The organism is Ruminococcus sp. YRD2003 (assembly GCA_900109435.1).
Classification (GTDB): Bacteria; Bacillota; Clostridia; order Oscillospirales; family Ruminococcaceae; genus Ruminococcus; species Ruminococcus flavefaciens_G.
In genome coordinates this window covers 134,429-153,489 of the sequence record FNZT01000011.1, presented here as the reverse complement: position 1 = coordinate 153,489, position 19,061 = coordinate 134,429, and the positions used below count along the sequence as shown (strand labels likewise).

The 19,061-nt window shown below is 49.5% G+C and carries 12 protein-coding genes; 11 read left to right on the top strand and 1 reads right to left on the bottom strand.

Annotated elements, in window-relative coordinates; genetic code table 11:
* The first annotated feature begins 247 nt into the window (after positions 1-247).
* The 5 genes from BMX22_RS16875 to BMX22_RS10735 all read left to right on the top strand — a co-directional run bounded on the left by BMX22_RS16875 (position 248) and on the right by BMX22_RS10735 (position 12,242).
* Positions 248-1,129, top strand: a complete 882-nt coding sequence (locus BMX22_RS16875; RefSeq protein WP_074742451.1) for a cohesin domain-containing protein — start codon at positions 248-250, stop codon at positions 1,127-1,129.
* A gap of 113 nt (positions 1,130-1,242) precedes the next feature.
* Positions 1,243-2,895 carry a dockerin type I repeat-containing protein gene (locus BMX22_RS10750; RefSeq protein ID WP_074742450.1) on the top strand — a complete coding sequence of 551 codons (1,653 nt, stop codon included), beginning with the start codon at positions 1,243-1,245 and terminating at the stop codon, positions 2,893-2,895.
* A gap of 55 nt (positions 2,896-2,950) precedes the next feature.
* Positions 2,951-8,407 (top strand): cohesin domain-containing protein, encoded by a 5,457-nt coding sequence (locus tag BMX22_RS10745; RefSeq protein ID WP_074742449.1) that lies wholly within the window; start codon positions 2,951-2,953, stop codon positions 8,405-8,407.
* Positions 8,408-8,900: 493 nt separating this feature from the next.
* Entirely contained in the window at positions 8,901-11,117 is a 2,217-nt protein-coding gene (locus tag BMX22_RS10740; protein WP_074742448.1) for a cellulose-binding protein CttA-related protein, read from the top strand.
* A 99-nt stretch (positions 11,118-11,216) separates the two neighbouring features.
* Complete coding sequence (locus BMX22_RS10735; protein ID WP_074742447.1) at positions 11,217-12,242, top strand: NPXTG-anchored protein; 1,026 nt, start codon at positions 11,217-11,219, stop codon at positions 12,240-12,242.
* 43 nt (positions 12,243-12,285) lie between these two features.
* Here the strand turns inward: BMX22_RS10735 and BMX22_RS10730 are convergent, their stop codons facing one another.
* Entirely contained in the window at positions 12,286-13,026 is a 741-nt protein-coding gene (locus BMX22_RS10730; protein ID WP_074742446.1) for a tRNA 2-thiocytidine biosynthesis TtcA family protein, read from the bottom strand.
* Positions 13,027-13,291: 265 nt separating this feature from the next.
* Here BMX22_RS10730 and BMX22_RS10725 point away from each other — a divergent pair, with 265 nt between their 5' ends.
* The 6 genes from BMX22_RS10725 (at position 13,292) to BMX22_RS10700 (ending at position 18,906) form a co-directional block, all read left to right on the top strand.
* A complete protein-coding gene (locus tag BMX22_RS10725) occupies positions 13,292-13,801 on the top strand; it encodes a DUF2500 family protein (protein ID WP_074742445.1) in 510 nt (169 codons plus the stop codon).
* Between the two features lie 55 nt (positions 13,802-13,856).
* A complete protein-coding gene (locus tag BMX22_RS10720) occupies positions 13,857-14,528 on the top strand; it encodes a uracil-DNA glycosylase (RefSeq protein WP_074742444.1) in 672 nt (223 codons plus the stop codon).
* A gap of 10 nt (positions 14,529-14,538) precedes the next feature.
* Complete coding sequence (gene metF / locus BMX22_RS10715) at positions 14,539-15,399, top strand: methylenetetrahydrofolate reductase [NAD(P)H] (RefSeq protein ID WP_074742443.1); 861 nt, start codon at positions 14,539-14,541, stop codon at positions 15,397-15,399.
* Positions 15,396-16,073, top strand: coding sequence for a vitamin B12 dependent-methionine synthase activation domain-containing protein (locus BMX22_RS10710; RefSeq protein ID WP_318259728.1), 678 nt, complete (start codon positions 15,396-15,398; stop codon positions 16,071-16,073). The genes metF and BMX22_RS10710 overlap by 4 nt, the downstream gene beginning before the upstream one ends.
* A gap of 322 nt (positions 16,074-16,395) precedes the next feature.
* On the top strand, positions 16,396-17,799 hold the full coding sequence (locus tag BMX22_RS10705; RefSeq protein WP_074742442.1) for an ABC transporter substrate-binding protein: 1,404 nt from the start codon (positions 16,396-16,398) through the stop codon (positions 17,797-17,799).
* A 153-nt stretch (positions 17,800-17,952) separates the two neighbouring features.
* Complete coding sequence (locus BMX22_RS10700; protein ID WP_074742441.1) at positions 17,953-18,906, top strand: NAD-dependent epimerase/dehydratase family protein; 954 nt, start codon at positions 17,953-17,955, stop codon at positions 18,904-18,906.
* Positions 18,907-19,061 lie beyond the last annotated feature (155 nt).

The following is a 19,061-nucleotide window of genomic DNA, read 5'->3' as shown; positions in this document are numbered from 1 at the left end:
ATCTCGTCACGGCAGTGTGATGCGTCTTACAGTTGATCACTGTAGTACGCCGGAGGGGCTGACGCGCGTGTGGTGTGTACATACTCCGCAAATTGTACGTACAGCTTTTGCCCGACGTCTGACTGTGTTTGTTCATGTCGCGGTTTATCCCGACAAGCAGCCACGGGCTGCACTTTAAGACACGATATAATAAAAGGGGCGTTCGTTCCTTTGTTATATAACATTAATGAAGAAGGAGGAAAAAATCATGAAGACAAAAAAGATAGTCATCGGAGCTATGGCTGCAGCTATGCTTTCACTTTCAGTATGCTCGATCGCTCCCGCTGTTGCGGCTGACGAAACAGTGCAGATTTCCGCCAGTCAAACAAGAGCTGAGGCAGGCAAGGAGTTTACAGTGGAGGTATCTCTGTCCGACATTCCGAGTACTGGTCTCCAGTGCTGCAATTTCGCTATCGAGTACGATTCAAAGGTTCTCAAAATCACTGACATTAAGGCAGGTACGCTGGCAGGGAGCGTGAGCGGTGATTCATCATCATCCATGCTTCCCAATTTTGGCAACTATTCAGCAGAGGGGCTTATCAGCGTAGCATGGTCGACATCAGTTGATGATTCGTCCAAGTGGCTGAAAGGTGAAGGTACATTTGTTACTATCAGCGGTACTGTTGCAAACGATGCTGCTGACGGAACAGTTTCCAAGATCAACATCGTTCCTACTGACCGCGAGACATTCTCTGGTTCAGGTGTGCAGAATGACGAGTTTGACTGCGGTTACCTTAAAGATGGCGTTAAGGTCAACTTCAATGTCAAGGCTAATGCAGGAAGTGTTACAATTGGTAGCGAATCAACGACAACTACGACAGTAACTACCGAGGCTACGACTACTGCTGCAACAACAACACAGCAGGGCGGCTCAACCCCTGAAGTAAGTCTCAAGGGCGACGCTAACGTAGACGGCAAGGTAACAGTTGCTGACGCAGTGGCTATACTCCAGTCTATCGCAAATCAGGACAAGTATGCGCTCAAGCCGCAGGGCAAGGTCAACGGTGATGTTGACGGTGCAGGCGGTATCACTGCAAATGACGCTCTGATGATCCAGAAGCTCGATGCAGGCGCTATTTCATCACTCTAAGCGATAGTTCTTGAATCCGAAGATTATCTGATTTGTCCCCCTTACAAAGGAATACAAACCCAAATCATAAGTTATTAATAGGCGTAAAAACCTAAAGAAAGGAATTATTACAAATGAAGAAACTTATTTCTGCAGCTGCTTCACTTGCTATGGCTGCATCGATGGTAAGCTCAGCTGTTCCTTTTATGACAGGTGCTGCTGACTCCAAGGGCCTCGAGCTCCGCACATATCTTGATGCCAATGGTAAAGAGGTAAGTTCAGAGATCTCTGCTGATGCTATCTCTGCCGGCGATGTTACTATCCCTGTAGGTCTTTTCCTTACAGAGGGCGCTAACGATTCCCAGACAATTTCCGCACAGTGGACAGTTAAGTCCTCTGACGGTGATGCTTCAAATACTTATGTAACTTTCAAGAAGCACAAGGTTGGTTCCGACTACTTCAAGGAGGCTAAGGATGTTACCCTGGCTGACGGAAGCAAGGGCAAGACAACTTCTCTTATCGGCTTTGCAGGTAAGATCGTAAACGATGATGAGGACGGCGATTACTTCTCGTCTTCAGTTGCAGGTCAGGAGTTCGCTCTTGAGAATTCTACTTCTGCAAACACACCCAATGCTTTCGCTTCACTTGCTTACACAGGTCCTACAAGCGGTTCCTACAAGTGGTCAGGTTCCAAGTCTGATGACTATCCTGTATACGTTGTAGACGTTATCTTCGCTAAGGGCACACCCGCAGGTACTTACACTCTCGACTTCTGTGACTACGCTCCCGATGCTGATTATCCGGACAATCTGTCCAACATGATCGAGACAGCAGGCGGCAAGCTCACTTCCAAGAGCGGTCTCACACTCAAGAGCCTCGATATCACAGTAGGCGGTGCATCAGCTGGTACAACTGCTACCACTTCAACAAATACAACTCAGACAACAACTCAGACAACAACAACTCAGACTGTCGGCACAACAACTCCTTCAGACTCCGAGATCGATGACAAGTTCATCATCACTCCTGCTGATGTTGAAGCTGCTCCCGGTCAGACAGTAAGAGTTGCTATCAACTGCGAGAACGGTAACAACCGTAAGGCTGGTCAGTTAGTTGCTCAGGTAATCGACGCTAATCTTCCTATCAAGGGCGCTACAGCTACAATGGAGAAGGTTAAGTGCTCTGCTGTTGAGGGCGGCTGCGAGTACAAGCTCATAGGCGACACATGGTACTGCGATACTCTCGATTCTGGTGAGCCGCAGGAGATCAATACTTCCAAGGCTATTGCTACATTCGATATCACAATCCCTGCTGATGCAGAGCCCGGCGTGTATGAGTGGAAGCTTGACAGATTCCACGTTGTTGAGAGCGGTTACGACGGAATCGAGTTCGACGCTGTTCTCAAGACAGGTAAGATCAATGTTATAGGTGACGGCACATCAACTGCTTCTGAGACTGATACAACAACAACTTCTGAGGCTACAACAACAGCTACAGAGACAACAACAACTGCTTCTGCTGGACAGACAACAGTTACACCCGGCACAAAGCTCTACGGCGATACAAACTGCGACGGTAAGGTAAACATCGCTGACGTAGTTGTTCTTAACAAGTACCTCAACGACGCTTCTTCTTACGACATGAAGGCACAGGGCAAGATCAACGCTGACTGCTGCGACGCTAAGGACGGCGAAGGTCTTGACGCTAACGACTCTGATGCTATCATCAAGAGCATTGTTCACCTTGTAGACATTTCTAATGGCTGCACAGCTGCTGATCTTAAGTAATCAACAACTGAGTACACAATAAAATAGAGCAATTGCTCGGAAAGGAAATGCACAAATGAAGAAACTGCTTGCGGCAGTTACGTCTTTCGCAATGAGCGCATCGCTCATGACGAGTGCATTTGCTTCTTCCTTTAATGTTAGTGCTGCCGGCAGAGTATCTGCTGTGCAGCCTAACGTTAGTATAGGAGAAGTTGCAGACGTTGCTGTCAATAAAACTGCTCAGGCTGACTTCGTTGTAACTCCTGAAGAGGTTTCTGTTAATCCGGGTGAAACTGTAAAAGTCAAGATAACTGCTGATGCAGGCTCTCACAAGGTCGCTACATTTATAGTAGGTCTTGATGATTCGGATCTCCCGCAGGGCATCACAGCTGATGTTGCTGAAGCTGATCTCCGCTGCAAGGCTGTAGACGGTCAGTTCACCTTTAAAGAACTTAACGGAAGATATTACTGCGATACGCTCGATTCGGGCGAGCCTATGGAGGTCATCTCCGGCAAGGCTGTAATCGCATTTACACTCTCTGTCCCCGCTGACGCAAAACCCGGAGATTATAACTATAATCTCTCACATTTCCACGTTGTTGAGGACGGTTATAACGGCGTTGAGTTTGACGCAACGATCAAACCCGGCATCATCCATATTCTTGGTGACGGAACAACAGCTCCTGTTACAACAGGCGCACCCACAAACACAACATCTCAGGGCGGAGATGTAAGCGTTGTCGCTACAACTAAGACTCCCGATCCGAGCCTTAATATTGACGACGGCTTCATCATCAAGCCCGAGGATGTAGAAGTAAATGCAGGCGAGACTGCCAGCATCAAAGTCTACGCTGAGAACAACAGCAACCGCAAGGTAGCTCAGTTCGTAGCACAGATAATTGATGAGAATCTTCCCATCAAGGGTGCTACTTCAACAATGTCAAGGACAAAGTGCTCTGCTGTTGAGGGCGGCTGCGAGTATAAGCTCTTAGGCGGCACTTGGTACTGCGATACTCTCGATTCTGGTGAGCCGCAGGAGATCAACACCGATAAGGCTGTTGCTACATTTGATATCAGCATCCCCGCCGGTACAGCTCCCGGAACATACACATGGTATCTCGACAGATTCCACGTTGTTGAAGACGGATACAACGGCGTTGAGTTCGATGCTACTATCAAGCCCGCTACTATCACCGTTCTTGGCGGTGACGGTACGACTACTGCACCACATGGCGCTACTACTGCTGCAACTACAGGTACAAAGCCCGCTAATGTTGACGCAGATTTCATCATTACTCCCAAGGACGTAGAGGTCGCTCCCGGTGAGGATGTAACTATCGACCTCATGTGCGAGAATGGCAGCAATCGTCTTGCTGGTCAGTTCGTTGTAAGAGTTGACGATGAGAACCTTCCCATCGACGGCGCTAAGGCAACAATGACAAGCCTCAGATGTACTGCTATCCCCGGTTCTCCCGAGTATAAGGAGATAGACGGCACTTGGTACTGTGACTGTCTCGACAGCGGTGACCCGCAGGAGATCAACACATCCAAGCCCGTAGCTAAGATCACTATCTCTGTACCTGCTGACGCAGAGCCCGGCGAGTACACATGGGCTCCCGACAGATTCCACGTAGTTGAAAACGGCTACGAAGCTATCGAGTTCGATGCAAACATCAAGTCCGGTAAGATAGTTGTTACAGGTGGTACAACTACATCTTCCGATGTAGCAACTACAACTTCAACTATAACTACGACCGCAGAAGAGATCCCCACGACCGCTGCTACAACAGTTACAGCTGCTGCGGGCGGCGTAGAGTGGAAGATACCCACAGTAAAGGCTAAGGCTGGCGAGACTGTAACAATGGATGTAGTCGTTAACGGCGACTCCGACCTTGCAGTTGCAGGCGCACAGTTCAAGATCACCCCCGCTTCAGGTATCGCATTTGCAGGCGTAAACGCAACATCTGCTGCTTACAAGGCTGATATCCAGAACAACGCTTCCACAAACGAATTCGCATTCGCTGAGGGCAAGGGCGGTGCTACAGCTGCTGCTGACGGCGCAGTTGTTCTCTCACTTTCCTACAAGGTTCCTGCTGATGCAAGCGGTACTTATGCAGTTAAGTGGTCCGACGCTTTTGTAAGCGACACAAACGGCAATGCTATCACAGATAAGGTAACACTCACAGACGGTGCTATCGTCGTTGACGCTCCCGTTGACGGCAACATCTCTTGGGAGATACCTACTGTTCACGTTCAGCCCGGCAAGACAGCTACTCTCGATGTAGTAGTAGTAGATCCCAAGGCTGAGGCACTCGAGGTTGCAGGCGCTCAGTTCAACATTGACGCTAAGGCACCTGTTGAGTTCAGCTCTGTAAAGGGCTCTGACGCATACAAGTCAGACATCGTAAACAACAAGAATGAGTTTGCATTCGGCGAAGGCAAGGGTGCAGGCGTAGCTGCTGCTGACGGCGCTACAGTAATGACCCTCAAGTTCGACGTTCCTGCAGACACAAAGGCAGGTACATATCCTGTTGAGTGGTCCAAGGCATTCGTTTCCGATACAAACGGCAACGATATCACAGCTAACGTAACTCTCATCGACGGTGCTATCATCGTTGACGGTAAGACTGACGGTGGTGTAACTTGGACAATTCCCGAGAAGCACGCTGTTCCCGGTGAGACAGTCGAGCTCGATGTACTCGTTACCGTAAACGGCGAGAATCTCGCTGTAGGCGGTGCTCAGTTCAACATTGACGCTAAGTCTCCCATCGCATTTGATTCCGCAAAGGGTTCTGACGGCTACAAGGCTGAACTCACCTATAATAAGGATACATACGAGTTCGCATTCGCTGAAGGCAAGGGCGCAGGCGTTGAGGCTGCTGACGGTTCTTCCGTTCTCAAGCTCACATACACTGTTCCCAAGACTGCTGAGCCCGGCACATATCCTGTTGAGTGGTCAAAGGCATTCATCAGCGATACCGACGGAAACGAGATCACAGCTAACGTAGAGCTTGTTGATGGTGCTATCATCATTGATTCCATTGATTCAACAACATCGAACGTCGTATCTTCAACTGAGGATACAGCGACAACTACAGCAGGTACAACACTTCCCGAAGGTTCTGACACAGGCGATGTTACTGAGACAACACCTGTTGTAACAGTTCCCGACGGCGCGATCATCTGGCAGATCCAGAGAGTTGAGGCTGCACCCGGCGAGACAGTTACAGTTCCTGTACTCGTTCTCGATCCTAACGGCGTAGCTCTTCCCGTAGGCGGTGCACAGTTCGGCGTAACAGCTGACGCTCCTATCGCTTACTCATCCATCTCGGGCTCTTCTGACGCATACGGTGCAGACGTTGTTGCAAATCCCGCAACATACGAGTTCGCATTCGCTGATGCTAAGGGCGGCGAGAAGGCAGCTGCAAACAATGCAGCAGTATTCAACCTCACCTACACAGTTCCCGAGGGAACAGATGACGGTGAGTACCCTGTAAAGTGGACAGGCGGCTTCTTCAGCGCAGCTAACTCCAAGGGCGAGGATATCTCCAATTACATCATTTGCATGGACGGCGCTATCATCGTTAAGAGCGGGACATCCACTACTACAGGTGAATCAACAACAACTGCAAACACAGAGACAACTTCCGAGCCTGTAACAACAACTGCACTCACAGTCGCAGAGGGCTCTATCATCTGGCAGGTTCCCACTGTTAAGGCTAAGCCCGGCGCAGAGGTAGCTCTTGATGTAGTTGTACTTGATCCTAACAACACAAAGCTTGAGGTCGGCGGAGCACAGTTCCTCGCAGTTGCTGAGGGCGACGTAACGCTCGTAGGCGGCGCAGGTTCCGATGCTTACAAGGCTGACATCGAGTCCGGCAAGGACGGCAACGCTAATGAGTTCGCATTTGCTCATCCCAAGGGAGAGGGCATTGCAGCTGAAAACGGCGCAAAGGTGATCACTCTTACCTACAAGGTTCCCGAGACTGCAAAGAACGGTGACAAGTATCCCGTAACTCTCAGCGAGCTTAACGCTTCTGACACGAACGGTCTTGACATCACATCGCACATCCTCGTGCTTGCAGGTGCTATCCTTGTTGAGGAAGAGACTCCTGTTTCTACAACAGAGTCTACAGCAACAGGCACAGAAACAACTACTGCTTCTACAACAACTGAGGCTGCTGTGACAGCTCCCGAGGGCGCTATCATATGGCAGATCCAGAGAGTAGAGGCTAAGCCCGGCGAGACTGTAACAGTTCCCGTACTCGTACTCGATCCTAACGGAGTAAAACTCCCGATAGGCGGTGCACAGTTCGGCGCAACAGTTAAGGCTCCCATCGCATACAGCGCAATTTCTGCTACATCCGAAGGCTACGGTGCTGACATCGTTGCAAATCCCGCAACATATGAGTTCGCATTCGCAAATGCTAAGGGTGCTGAGATGGCAGCTGAAAGCGGTGCTACAGTATTCACCCTCACCTACACAGTTCCCGAGGGAACAGCAGCAGGCGAGTATCCTGTAGTTTGGACAAAGGACTTCTTCAATGTATCTTCTTCTGACGGCGCTGATATGACAGGTCAGATCATCTGCCTCGACGGTGCTATCATCATTCCGGAGGAGACTTCCACAACAACAGGCGAAGGCACATCAACAGGTACTGATACAGAGACAACTACTGCTTCTGAGACAGGTACAGACACAGAGACATCTACTGCTTCTGAGACAGGTACAGACACAGCTACTGCTTCTGAGACAGGTACAGGCACAACAACAGCTTCTGAGACAGGTACAGAGACAGGCACTGTTACAACAGGCACCGAGTATGTACTTCCTTCGGGCGCTAAGCTCGTAGCAGAGGTTACAGCTGTTGACGGCTTCTACTTCAACCACGATCCGAGAACATTCAATATCGGTCACGTTGACGGCATGAAGCTCACAGAGGTTCTTCCTGACGGTACTGAGAATGCTCTGAATGTTGATCTTACACAGATCACCTTCAAGGAGAAGGAAAGCGGCAAGGATAATCCTATGGACGCTTACAGAGAAGAGCAGACAAACTTTACTTACATCGTTGAAGTATTCTACGCAGGCAATCCTGTAGAGGATAAGGACGGCAAGCCCGTTTCCTTCAAGGCTTACATCGGTGTAAAGGGCGACTCTAACCTTGATAACAAGGCAGACGCTAAGGATGCTACCAATGCGCTTACATTCTATGCTAAGGCATCTACAAAGGCTGAGGGCGAAAGCACTGATACAATCAGACTCAATCCTGAAGCTAATGAGGTGATCAATAACTATCCCGATCTTGACCTCGACCAGTTCGGCGCATTCCTCGTAGACGTTGATAAGGACGTATACGACGCAGACAACTGGAAGACAACAAAGAGCGGAAGAGTAATCGACGCTAAGGATGCAAGCTGGATCCTGTCATACTACTCGAAGATGTCTACTGACTATACTGATCGTCAGAAGGCATGGAACGATACGGTACTTGGCAGAGAAGAAAAGATAGCTGATTTCCTTATAAAGTAAGTCAGCTTCTATAGCAGAAAGACAAGTCGGACCTCGTGTCCGGCTTGTTTTTTTCCAATAATTTCATATTGACTTTGCAGACGCGTTATACTATAATAATAAATGCCGAGCGATGACCGTATTGATTGGTAATATGGCTTTACGCACCAATAGGCAGCAGATCGCGCGGGTCAAAGTTGTAGCTTTTGACGGGACAAGTCAGTAATATAAACACAAAATATTACAGAGAGGCAAATTATTGATAAAATAGCCCGTTATAGGTTTTACTGATTGTGAAATACGTACAAAAAAGATGATAATTAATCGTCAATTATTTTTTAGAAAATAACGTTGTTTTTCTTGACTTATTCGGTATTGTGTGATAAAATGTAGTTATGAATTTTCGGGGGGGTTATAGGCTAATTGCCTTTATTCGCCGAAAATGCAAGCTGAAATGCCGTCGTGTAAAACGATAAGCTGTTTCAGACAAAATATGTTAGAGAGGTATAGAACAATGAAGAACTCATTATTCAAGAGAGCTATCGCAGTAGCAGCTTCTGCTCCGCTCGCTCTCACTCAGTGCCTGACTGTTGCTAATGCTGCAAGCATCAACAACGCTGACATCGCGGCGGTTGCTAATGAGACATTCACAGCAGACAAAACAGTTAAGCTCAACGGCACAGACGGTCTTATCTACATTGAGCCCGGCAAGGACGACAACGATAAGGACTACTACATCACAGATGGTAAAGCACTTGCTGACATCGAGGAATTCACAGCTGATGAGTACACCATCACAAAGGATTCCGCATGGAACGAGCTCGTTTACGGTAAGCTCACATCAGAGGCTGGCAAGTCCGGTTCGTTCTCTGCGCAGGATATCCTTGCTGATGCAGCTAAGAAGGCTGGCAATTATAAGGACATCACAAGCAGAATCGCAAAGTATGTCGGCGATGTAAAGTATACTATCGCTGATAACGGTGATATCACACTTACCTGCGACCTTGCAAACATCGCTCCCGAGTTCACAAAGAGCGATAAGGTAGAGGTTGCCGGTACATTCACAGCTGTTATCAAGGCTTCCGCTCTTGAGGATGGCACAAAGGTTGAAGGCACTCTTACATTCAAGGCTGCTGACGGCAAGGAGTACAAGGGTACAGCGATCGCTGACTACTTCCTCGCTAAGATAGCTGAGGTTGAGGAGAAGTTCGGTACGGACACTCAGTACGCAGACGCACTCAACTACTACAAGAAGCAGCTCAACAGAGCTAAGACATGGTCCGCTAAGGCTCAGTCCAAGACAACAGAGCTCAAGGAGTACGGTACATTCGGCGAGGCTCTTGAGGCTGCAAAGGCAAGCAGATTCGGCAAGAAGCTTGAGGATAAGCTCAACAAGGATATCCCCGCAAGCGGTTCCGAAGCTGCGAAGGATGCTACAGCAAACAAGTACTTCGATAAGGCTATCAAGCTCATCGAGGACAACACAGCATTTGATGTACAGATCACATCTGCTGAGCTCGGTTCGTTTGCTGATTCGCTCACAAACATCACAGCACAGCTCCTCGGCGGTACTGCTACATTCAGCGCTCAGTTCGACGACGCTGAGCAGGATGCAGTTGCTGAGTACCTCCTCTCAGAGTATGGTCTCCAGCTCACAGACAGCTACAAGACCATCGACATCACAGCTGATTACTCCGCAGTAAACAACGGTGAAGCTTCTGTTGATGTTAAGATGCAGAGAATCGTTAAGGCTGTAACAACAGCTTCTACAACATCTACATCTACTGAGACAACATCTACATCTACTGAGACTGAAACAACGTCTACAGAGACTGAGACAACTTCTACAGAAACTGAGACAACTACAGCTTCTACATCTTCTGATGAGGGTACAGGTTCATCCACAACAACAACCAAGGTTGTTAAGCTGGCTGCTAACTACTATGTAACCTCCAAGACAGGCTTCTACCTCAACATAGATGAGGAGTTCAACAAGGAGCAGTTAGAGTCTGTATATGTAAGCTACGACGAGACAGAGATCTCTTACGGTGAAGCAATGGTTAACGGTCAGAGAGAGGTTGTTAGCCAGAAGGTCCTCACAAAGGGCAAGGGCGTCAACGTAACAGACAAGGTCGGTTTCGGTACACAGACACCCGCTAACGTATTCGTTAAGGGCGACTACAAGTTCTCTCACGAGCTTGCACTCTACGCTACAGAGGATATCGTTGTTAAGGATTTCGACGGCAACGACGTTATAGCAACAGCTTCCGGTGCTGCTCTTACAAATGCTGACGGTGCAACAGCTATCACAATAGCTTACGTTGGTGTCAAGGGCGACGGCGACCTCAACTACATGGCTGACGCTAAGGATGCTTCGCTCGTACTCGTATGGTATGCTAAGATGTCCACAATGGACGATCTTGATGAAAGAGCTGCTGAGGTATTCTCCAACAGCGACCAGATCACAGAGTTCGACGAGAACGGCGAGAGAGTTATCAGAGAAGAGTATGACAAGAACCTTGACCAGTTCGCTGCATTCCTCTGCGATGTTGACAACGAGAACGCTGATGACAACTGGTATGCTCTCAAGAAGGTAAGAAAGATCGACGCTAAGGACGCTTCCTTCATCAAGGTAATGTACTCATGGTCTTCTACAGGTGAGAATCCTGACAGAAAATCATGGAACGAGGTTCTCGGCGATTTTGCCAAGAAGGCAAAGACAGAGGCATAATCCCTCATCATAAGTTATCCAATATGCATTGTTAGGTCTGCCGTCGATACGGCGGCAGGCTAACATATAAATCTAAATTATCTGAAAGGAATAATCAAAATGAAGAAGAATTCATTTAAGAGAGTAGCATCTGCTCTCGCTATCGCAGCAGTTGCTGCTTCAGCATCTTCAATGGCTGCATTCGCAGACGAGTACAACGGATTCACAATGGATCAGATCAACAACTCAGAGACAAAGCCTGTAGTTTCCATCTCTGTTGATGGCAACGACAAGGGTGTTGTTTACAGCGCTGACGAGGCTAAGGGCAAGACTGTATCAGTTTCTGTTAAGGTTGACGGCGCTCAGCTCAAGTACGCTTCTACAGGTTTCCACATCTACTACAGCGATAAGCTCGAGCTTACAACTGATCCCGATTTCGGTACTATCAACGTAAACGCTGGTAAGGCTATCACAAAGCTTTCACCTGGTACTCCTAAGGAAGACCCCACAGCTGGTACAGGCTTCAAGGGCGTATTCGTTTGCACAGCAGGTGATTCCAACCTTGGTATCAACGGTGAGATGTGGAACCTCGAGTTCAAGCTCCCCGCTGACGCTGCTGAGGGCGATGTATATCCCATCGATATCATCTACAAGTCCAACGAGAATGCTGAGGACCTCTTCGTAAACACAGAAGTTAACCAGGCTGGTCAGCTCATGCAGGCTTACACATTCACAAAGGGTATCTACAACGCTAAGGAGAACAACACATTCGCTGCTGCTGCTTCTGACGTTCAGAAGTGCGCTGCTCTTGGCGACATCGACAAGAGCTACGATGGTTACATCGCTGTAGCTGGTGGTACAACATCTGCTGAGACTTCTGCTTCAACAGAGTCTGAGACTTCTACATCTACAACTGTAACAGAGACAGAGACTACAACAGCTTCTTCTTCTGTTGCTACATCTTCTACAACAAAGTCTTCTACAACAGGCACAGGCTCTACAACTAAGGGCTCATCCACAGCTTCTGGCACAGGCACAACAAAGAATCCTAAGACAGGCGTTTCGGGCACAGGTGCTGCTCTTGCAGTAGCTGGTCTTGCTGCTGCTGTTGCTACAGCATTTGCTCTCAGAAAGAAGGAGGACTAATTTAAATTAGTCACCATTCTGAATGAATAATTAAAGGCTCCCTTCAAGGGAGCCTTTTTTTGTCCTGTTTTATACCCCAGCCGTCGATATCTCCGCGGACCATAGCCCCGAAGAGACGGTCCTTGATACCGTTATCGTCGTGTTCAAGCTGAGCGATGAGGGCTTTTGTCCGCTCGCGGTTTGTATGACCGTCAGCAGGGCAAGCAGATTTCACAACAGGCAGCCCGCAGCGTCTTACGGCGCGCCGTATCTCGCGCTCCTCCGCAAGAACGAGAGGGCGTATCACAGTGATATCCCTGTCCTCAAGCATAGTCACGGGCGAGTAGCAGCCTATCCGCCCCTCCGTAAAAAGGTTCATGAGGAAGGTCTCGACAGTGTCGTCGTAGTTGTGACCGAGAGCGATTTTGTTGCAGCCGAGCTCAGCCGCCGCATTTGTGAGAGCACCGCGGCGCATACGCGAGCAAAGGCTGCAAGGATTCGGCTCCTTACGAACATCGAATACAATCTCTCCTATCTGAGTGGGAATTATCACGTGCTCGACGCCGAGTGTCCCGCACAGCTCGGTAACAGGCGAGTAATCGGTCGGAACTCCTCCGAATGCTGAGTCAATGGTCAGAGCCGTGACCTTGAAATCAATGCCGATGAAACTGCGGAGGCGAGCCAGACCGACGAGCAGAGCAACGCTGTCCTTGCCGCCCGAAACTCCGACAGCAATGCTGTCTCCGTCGCATATCATGAGGTACTGTTGAATAGCCTTTCGCATATGTCCGAGGATTTTCTGCATATTTTTGCTCCTGTAAGGTAAAAAATTTATTTATTGGTACAATAGGGAATGCGGCGCGCAAATACCGCAATAATAAAGGATCTGTGCTTCCCGAACGAAGTCAGGAACAATAACCTCCTGACAGCTGTTATCGAGAACAAATTAATTATACCGTAAAAATGAGAAATTTGCAAATATATCTTGCAAAATTTGAAATAATTTGATATAATATAAGTTAGCATATTATGGCAGGGCGAACCTTGCCTTAACTGAAAGGAAGCAACATATGACAACCCAGATAGGAACAATATTCGCGGTCACTCCGCAGATGCGCAACCTGCTCATCATGCTCGGCGCGATCGCTGTTATCCTTGTTCTCGTCATTCTTCTGTTCGGCGGAAAAAGTCCGTTCATGCGCTTCATGAATTTTTTCCTCGAGGAGAACGGAGGACAGGGTGCAGGAGCTCCTCCGACGCGTGAGGGACGTTATTCTCGCAGACCCGCCCGCGAAGATGAGCAGACACAGAAAAAGACCTCAGAGCCCATCGTTGAAATGGCTACGCTTGTCCGCAAGTCCGACGACAGACTCAGAGTTATCGAGAGCACAGGTCAGCAGAAGCTGCTCGACGAGTATTACGAGCTCCAGTTCGTAACGCGCAAGGGTCAGAAGCTGAAGATCGAGTGTTCACGCGAGGCATACGAAAAGATCCCGTTTAACCAGCAGGGCTCGCTTACATATAAGCGCAATACCCTCGTAAAGTTCAAATATTACGAGGACACGATATACAATAACTAAGGAAAGCAAAAATGGGGCAGCTTCTGCTGTCCCAAATTTTGTTTGGGAGAAAGCTATGGTCAAATTCGAGAACGACTGGGACGACCTGCTAAAGGACGAGTTCACGAAGGAATACTACCTGAAACTGCGGAAATTCCTTGTGAGCGAGTACAAAACACAGCGCATCTTCCCTGGAATGTACGACATATTCAACGCCCTGAAAATGACGTCCTACAACGACGTGAAGTGCGTCATCATCGGGCAGGACCCATACCACGGCGAGGGACAGGCTCACGGGCTGAGCTTCTCGGTGCGGAAAGGTATAGCGCCGCCGCCGTCGCTTGTGAACATTTTCAAGGAGATACGCGAGGACGTAGGCGTGGATAACACGGGCAAGCACGGCGAGCTCACCAAATGGGCGCAGAACGGCGTACTGCTGCTGAATTCCGTGCTGACAGTGCGTGCGAATCAGCCGCGCAGTCACCGCGGAATGGGCTGGGAGCAGTTCACTACCGACGTTATAGAGCTCCTCAACCTCCGTGAAAAGCCGATGGTGTTCATGCTCTGGGGCAGTGACGCCAAGGCAAAGCAGCAGTTCATCACGAATCCGAATCACCTGATACTCCGCGCAGCCCACCCGAGCCCGCTGTCTGCGTATAACGGATTTTTCGGGTGCAGACACTTCTCGCAGGCAAACGCCTTCCTACGCAGCAAAGGCATGGAAGAGATAGACTGGTCGATAGACTGAAAGGAAAAACATGAAAGTAAGAGATATATTCAAGGAAAAGATGGTATTCTCGTTTGAGGTCTTCCCGCCGAAAAAGACGAGCACCGTCGACGTCATATACAATACCCTCGACGAGCTGAGCGGACTGAAGCCCGATTTCATCAGCGTAACATTCGGTGCGGGCGGCAGCGGCAACAGCTTCTTCGCGCTGGATATAGCCTCCCGTATCAAGGAGAGCGGGCTCATTCCCGTACTACATCTGCCGTGCATCAACTTCACACGCGCGGAGATAGACTCCACTCTTTCGGAGGCTCAGAAGCGCGGCGTCGAGAACATCCTCGCGCTCCGCGGAGACATCAACCCCGATATCCCGCCTGTCAGGGACTTCGAGCACGCCAGTGACCTCATCACCTACCTCCGCGGCAAAGGCGACTTCGACATCGCGGGCGCCTGCTATCCCGAGTGCCACCCCGATGCTGAGACGCTTGACGAGGACATCGCCAACCTCAAGATTAAGGTCGAGGCGGGCGCAGACCACCTCATCACGCAGCTCTTTTTCGACAACGACAGCTTCTACGACTTCCGCGACAAGGCTGCCGCAAAGGGTATAAATGTACCGATAGAGGCGGGAATAATGCCTGTTGTCAACAAGAATCAGATAGAGCGCATGGTCACGACCTGCGGAGCTTCTCTGCCGCGCAAATTCGTAAAGATAATGCAGCGCTACGAGCACAATCCCGAGGCTCTGCGTGATGCAGGCATAGCCTACGCGATAAATCAGATAGTTGACCTCGCAGCGAGCGGTGTCGACGGAATACACCTCTACACGATGAACAACGCCTATGTTGCGCGAAAAATAAGCGAAGCCGTCAGCGGCATAATCGAGGCATGATGACACTCGGCATCATCTCAAAAGCCGAAGCCGCGCGTTATATGGGCGTGAAGGGCGAGCCTGACAAGGCTGTGCGTGAACTGCTTGACAAGTACGAGCCCATAGTCCGTGCGAAGCTCCGCCCTGCCTATGTTTACCGTGAGACAGAGGTAAGCTTCACGGCTGATGGAGTGCAAATCGCGGGCATGAATGCCGTCCTCACGGGTGAGGACATACGCCGCCACCTTGCGGGCTGCGGACGTGCAGTGCTGCTTGCGGCGACAGTCTCCGCGGAGGCTGACAAGCTCATCCGACAGACGGCTGTTACGGATATGGCGGCAGCTCTTGCAGTGGACTGCCTTTGCAGCGCAGCAGTTGAGCAGGTCTGCGAGCACGCCGAGGAGGAGATATTCTCCGAGGTGGACGCGCCGTTCAGGACGTGGAGATTCAGTCCGGGCTACGGCGACCTGCCGATCGCGCTCCAGCGTGACTTCCTGCTCGCTCTGAACGCACAGAGACGCATCGGGCTGACGGTCACCGAGAACTCGCTGCTGGTGCCGTCGAAGTCGGTGACGGCGATAATCGGCATATCGCAGGCACCGTCTGCTCAGGAGCTGAAGCGTGGCTGCGAGAGCTGCAATATGCGCGGAAGGTGTGCATTCTCCGAGAACGGAGGCTGCGGAAGAAAGAACTGAGGCAAAGGGAAGTTTACAGCTGCCCTTTGCCTTGTTTTTTTGCGCTGACCGCAAGTTGACAGATGATTTTTTATCAGTGAGGTATGGTGTGTTGAAAACTGTTCATATTTTTGTAACTATTCAGCCCCGAAATACAGCAATATCACAAGAAATCGCCAATATTTATATTGATTTTGGATATTGACAGGCGTTATTTTAAAATGATATAATATATGTGCAGCATTGATAATAGGATAATTGCGGTCATTTGCAGACCGCCGGCATCAGTAGAATACACCCACAGCCTGCCGCGTGCAGGCAATTACAAAAAGGAGTTAATCAGATGAAAAGGACTATAATATTCATTTCTGCTCTTCTCATGGCGTCTGCTACCCTCTCGCTGACTGCCTGCGGAGACGGCGGCTCATCGTCCAATCCCTACGCAGACGTCGACGTAGACCAGAGCGTCAGGGACGAGGTGAATGCGGCTGCTTCAAACAGCGACCTCCTCGAGGATACAGAGCTTGAGAACAAGACTATCAAGTGGATGGCTACATGGGACATCAACCCCGATGCCACAGGCAAGAACAAGCCCACAGAGCTCGTTGTGTTCGAGGAGAAGTACGGCGGCAACATCGAATATCATCAGGTCACATGGGAGAACCGCTACGAAAAGCTCGCTGAGGCTATCAGCAGCGGCGAGGGCATCGACTTCTTCTGGGCAGGTGATATGGACGCCTTCCCCAAGGGCGCGGTAAGAGGAATGTTCACCTCCGTCGATGACTACATCGACTTCAGCAAGCCGCTGTGGTCGGATGTAAAGGAAATGAACGACAGTATGCTCTGGAACGGCAAGCACTATCTCGCTATCGTGCAGTCTACAGGCGATAAGGTAGGCGTAGCATACAACAAGAAGACTATCGAGGAGGCAGGTCTCGACGACCCTGCCGACCTCTACTACGACGGCAAGTGGGACTGGAACACATTCGAGTCCATGCTCCAGAGTTTCGTCGACGTGGATAAGCAGCACTACGGCATTGACGGCTGGTGGTTCGAGTTCGGACTCATGAACACCACAGGCGTTCCGCCCGTAGGCATCAAGGACGGCAAGCTCGTCAGCAATATAGGAGACCCCGCTATGGAGCGCGTTCAGAACTTCCTGTATGACCTCAACCAGACGGGCTGTATCGCTATCGGCGTAGGTGACTACGGCTGGACTGCCCACCCCGAGTTCGTCGGCGAGGGCAAGGTGCTCTTCTATCCCGTTGGTCTGTACGAGTTCTACACCGAGCCCAAGCAGTGGAAGGAAAAATTCGGCGACGAAGCCTTCTTCGTTCCCATGCCGAAGGACCCCGAGTCTAAGGAGTATTATGTTCCCGTCGGCATGGAGGCTTACACCTTCGTAAAGAACGGCGGCAATCCCGAGGGCGTCGCCAAGTATCTCGACTGCAAGCGCTTCTCCATTATGGATGAGGATACAAAGGCAGTTTCCGACGAGCAGTTCCGCTCTGACTACGGCTGGACTCAGGAAATGGTAGATATGCAGCACGAGATGCAGGAGCTTGCAGACGATAATGCATTCTTCGACCTCTCGTCGGGTGTATCGAAGGACTGCGGAGACCTTCTCGACCAGAACCTCCGCAACACTGCAAGAGGTACACCGTGGAACGAGACCTACGACGCTATATACGCAACAGTCCAGACATATATCGACGAGGTCAACGAGAATCCCATAATCAGCGAGTGAATCTGACGGCATTTGAACATCAGCCGCAATATTCGAGCTTATATAATTGTAAGAAATGACTAACATTATGAAAATGTCTTGCAAATTAACAAATACTATGATATAATAATTAAGTCATGAAGAGTATGTTTGTCAGAAAGGAGGGTATGAAGTATGGAGACAGTTCTTGTAACGGGCGGCTGCGGACTCATCGGTCAGCATATCTGCTCGGGTCTGCTCAAGAAAGGCTTTGCCGTGGTTTGCGCTGATGTAGAGGCAAACCCATATAATGAGGGAAAACTGAATTACACATTTGTACAGGTAAATCAGACAGATAAAAATGGCTATGCCGAGATATTTGAGAAATACGAGATAAGTGTTCTGATTCATGCCGCTTGCACAGTTGATAACGATTTTGGTCCTATCGTTACAGATAAAGAGCTTGATATAGCAAAACAGTGCGACAAGTTCATATATCGTTACGCTATGACGGAAAATGTGCGAAAGGTCGTGCTCATAAGCACCTATCAGGTATATGATTTTCCCAAGACCCGTGAGCCTATCAGAGAAGACTCCGACTTGAAGACCAACACCAACTATGCGGTGCTGAAGTATAACTCCGAAAAGACTCTCATATCCGAATTGCAGCACCACAAGGAAGTTATGTGCTGTATCACGAGAGTTGCTCCGGTGTATACACTGAATTTCACCGATAACCTTGTGGCGAAGATAACCGACCCCAAGGACGGTACGAAGTTCGTATCGGGCAAGGGCCAGTACGGCTTCCAGCTCTGCTGTGTACACAATCTGGTAGACTTCATCCTCTGCTTTGTAAAGAATGCCGACGATATGAAGGACGCAGGCATATACAATATCAGCGACAAGCTGCTGACTACTGCTGCGGACATCATAACGTTCATGCGAGAGAATCACCATCTCGGCACAGTTGTTCAGAAGTCGGGCGGCGGAGCGATGTCAAAGCTGAAGGGCATCTTTGGCGGCAGTAAGGACGAAAAGACGAATTACCGCTATCTGGATATGGCAAAGCTCGAGTATAACAATATGCTTGATACCACGAAGGCATCGAAGCTGACGAGCTTCCGCTGGGACATACACAATACCAAATAATGCAAAAGCCGCTTCATAAAGACTGTATTCATACAGAAGCAATACGGATATTAATTGAGGGAAACCCTTTTGAAAAAGGGTTCTCCCTCAAACTCCCTTCCTAAAACTTTCAATTTAAATTTTGCCCCTATGGGGTACTCTCATTGAAAAGAAAG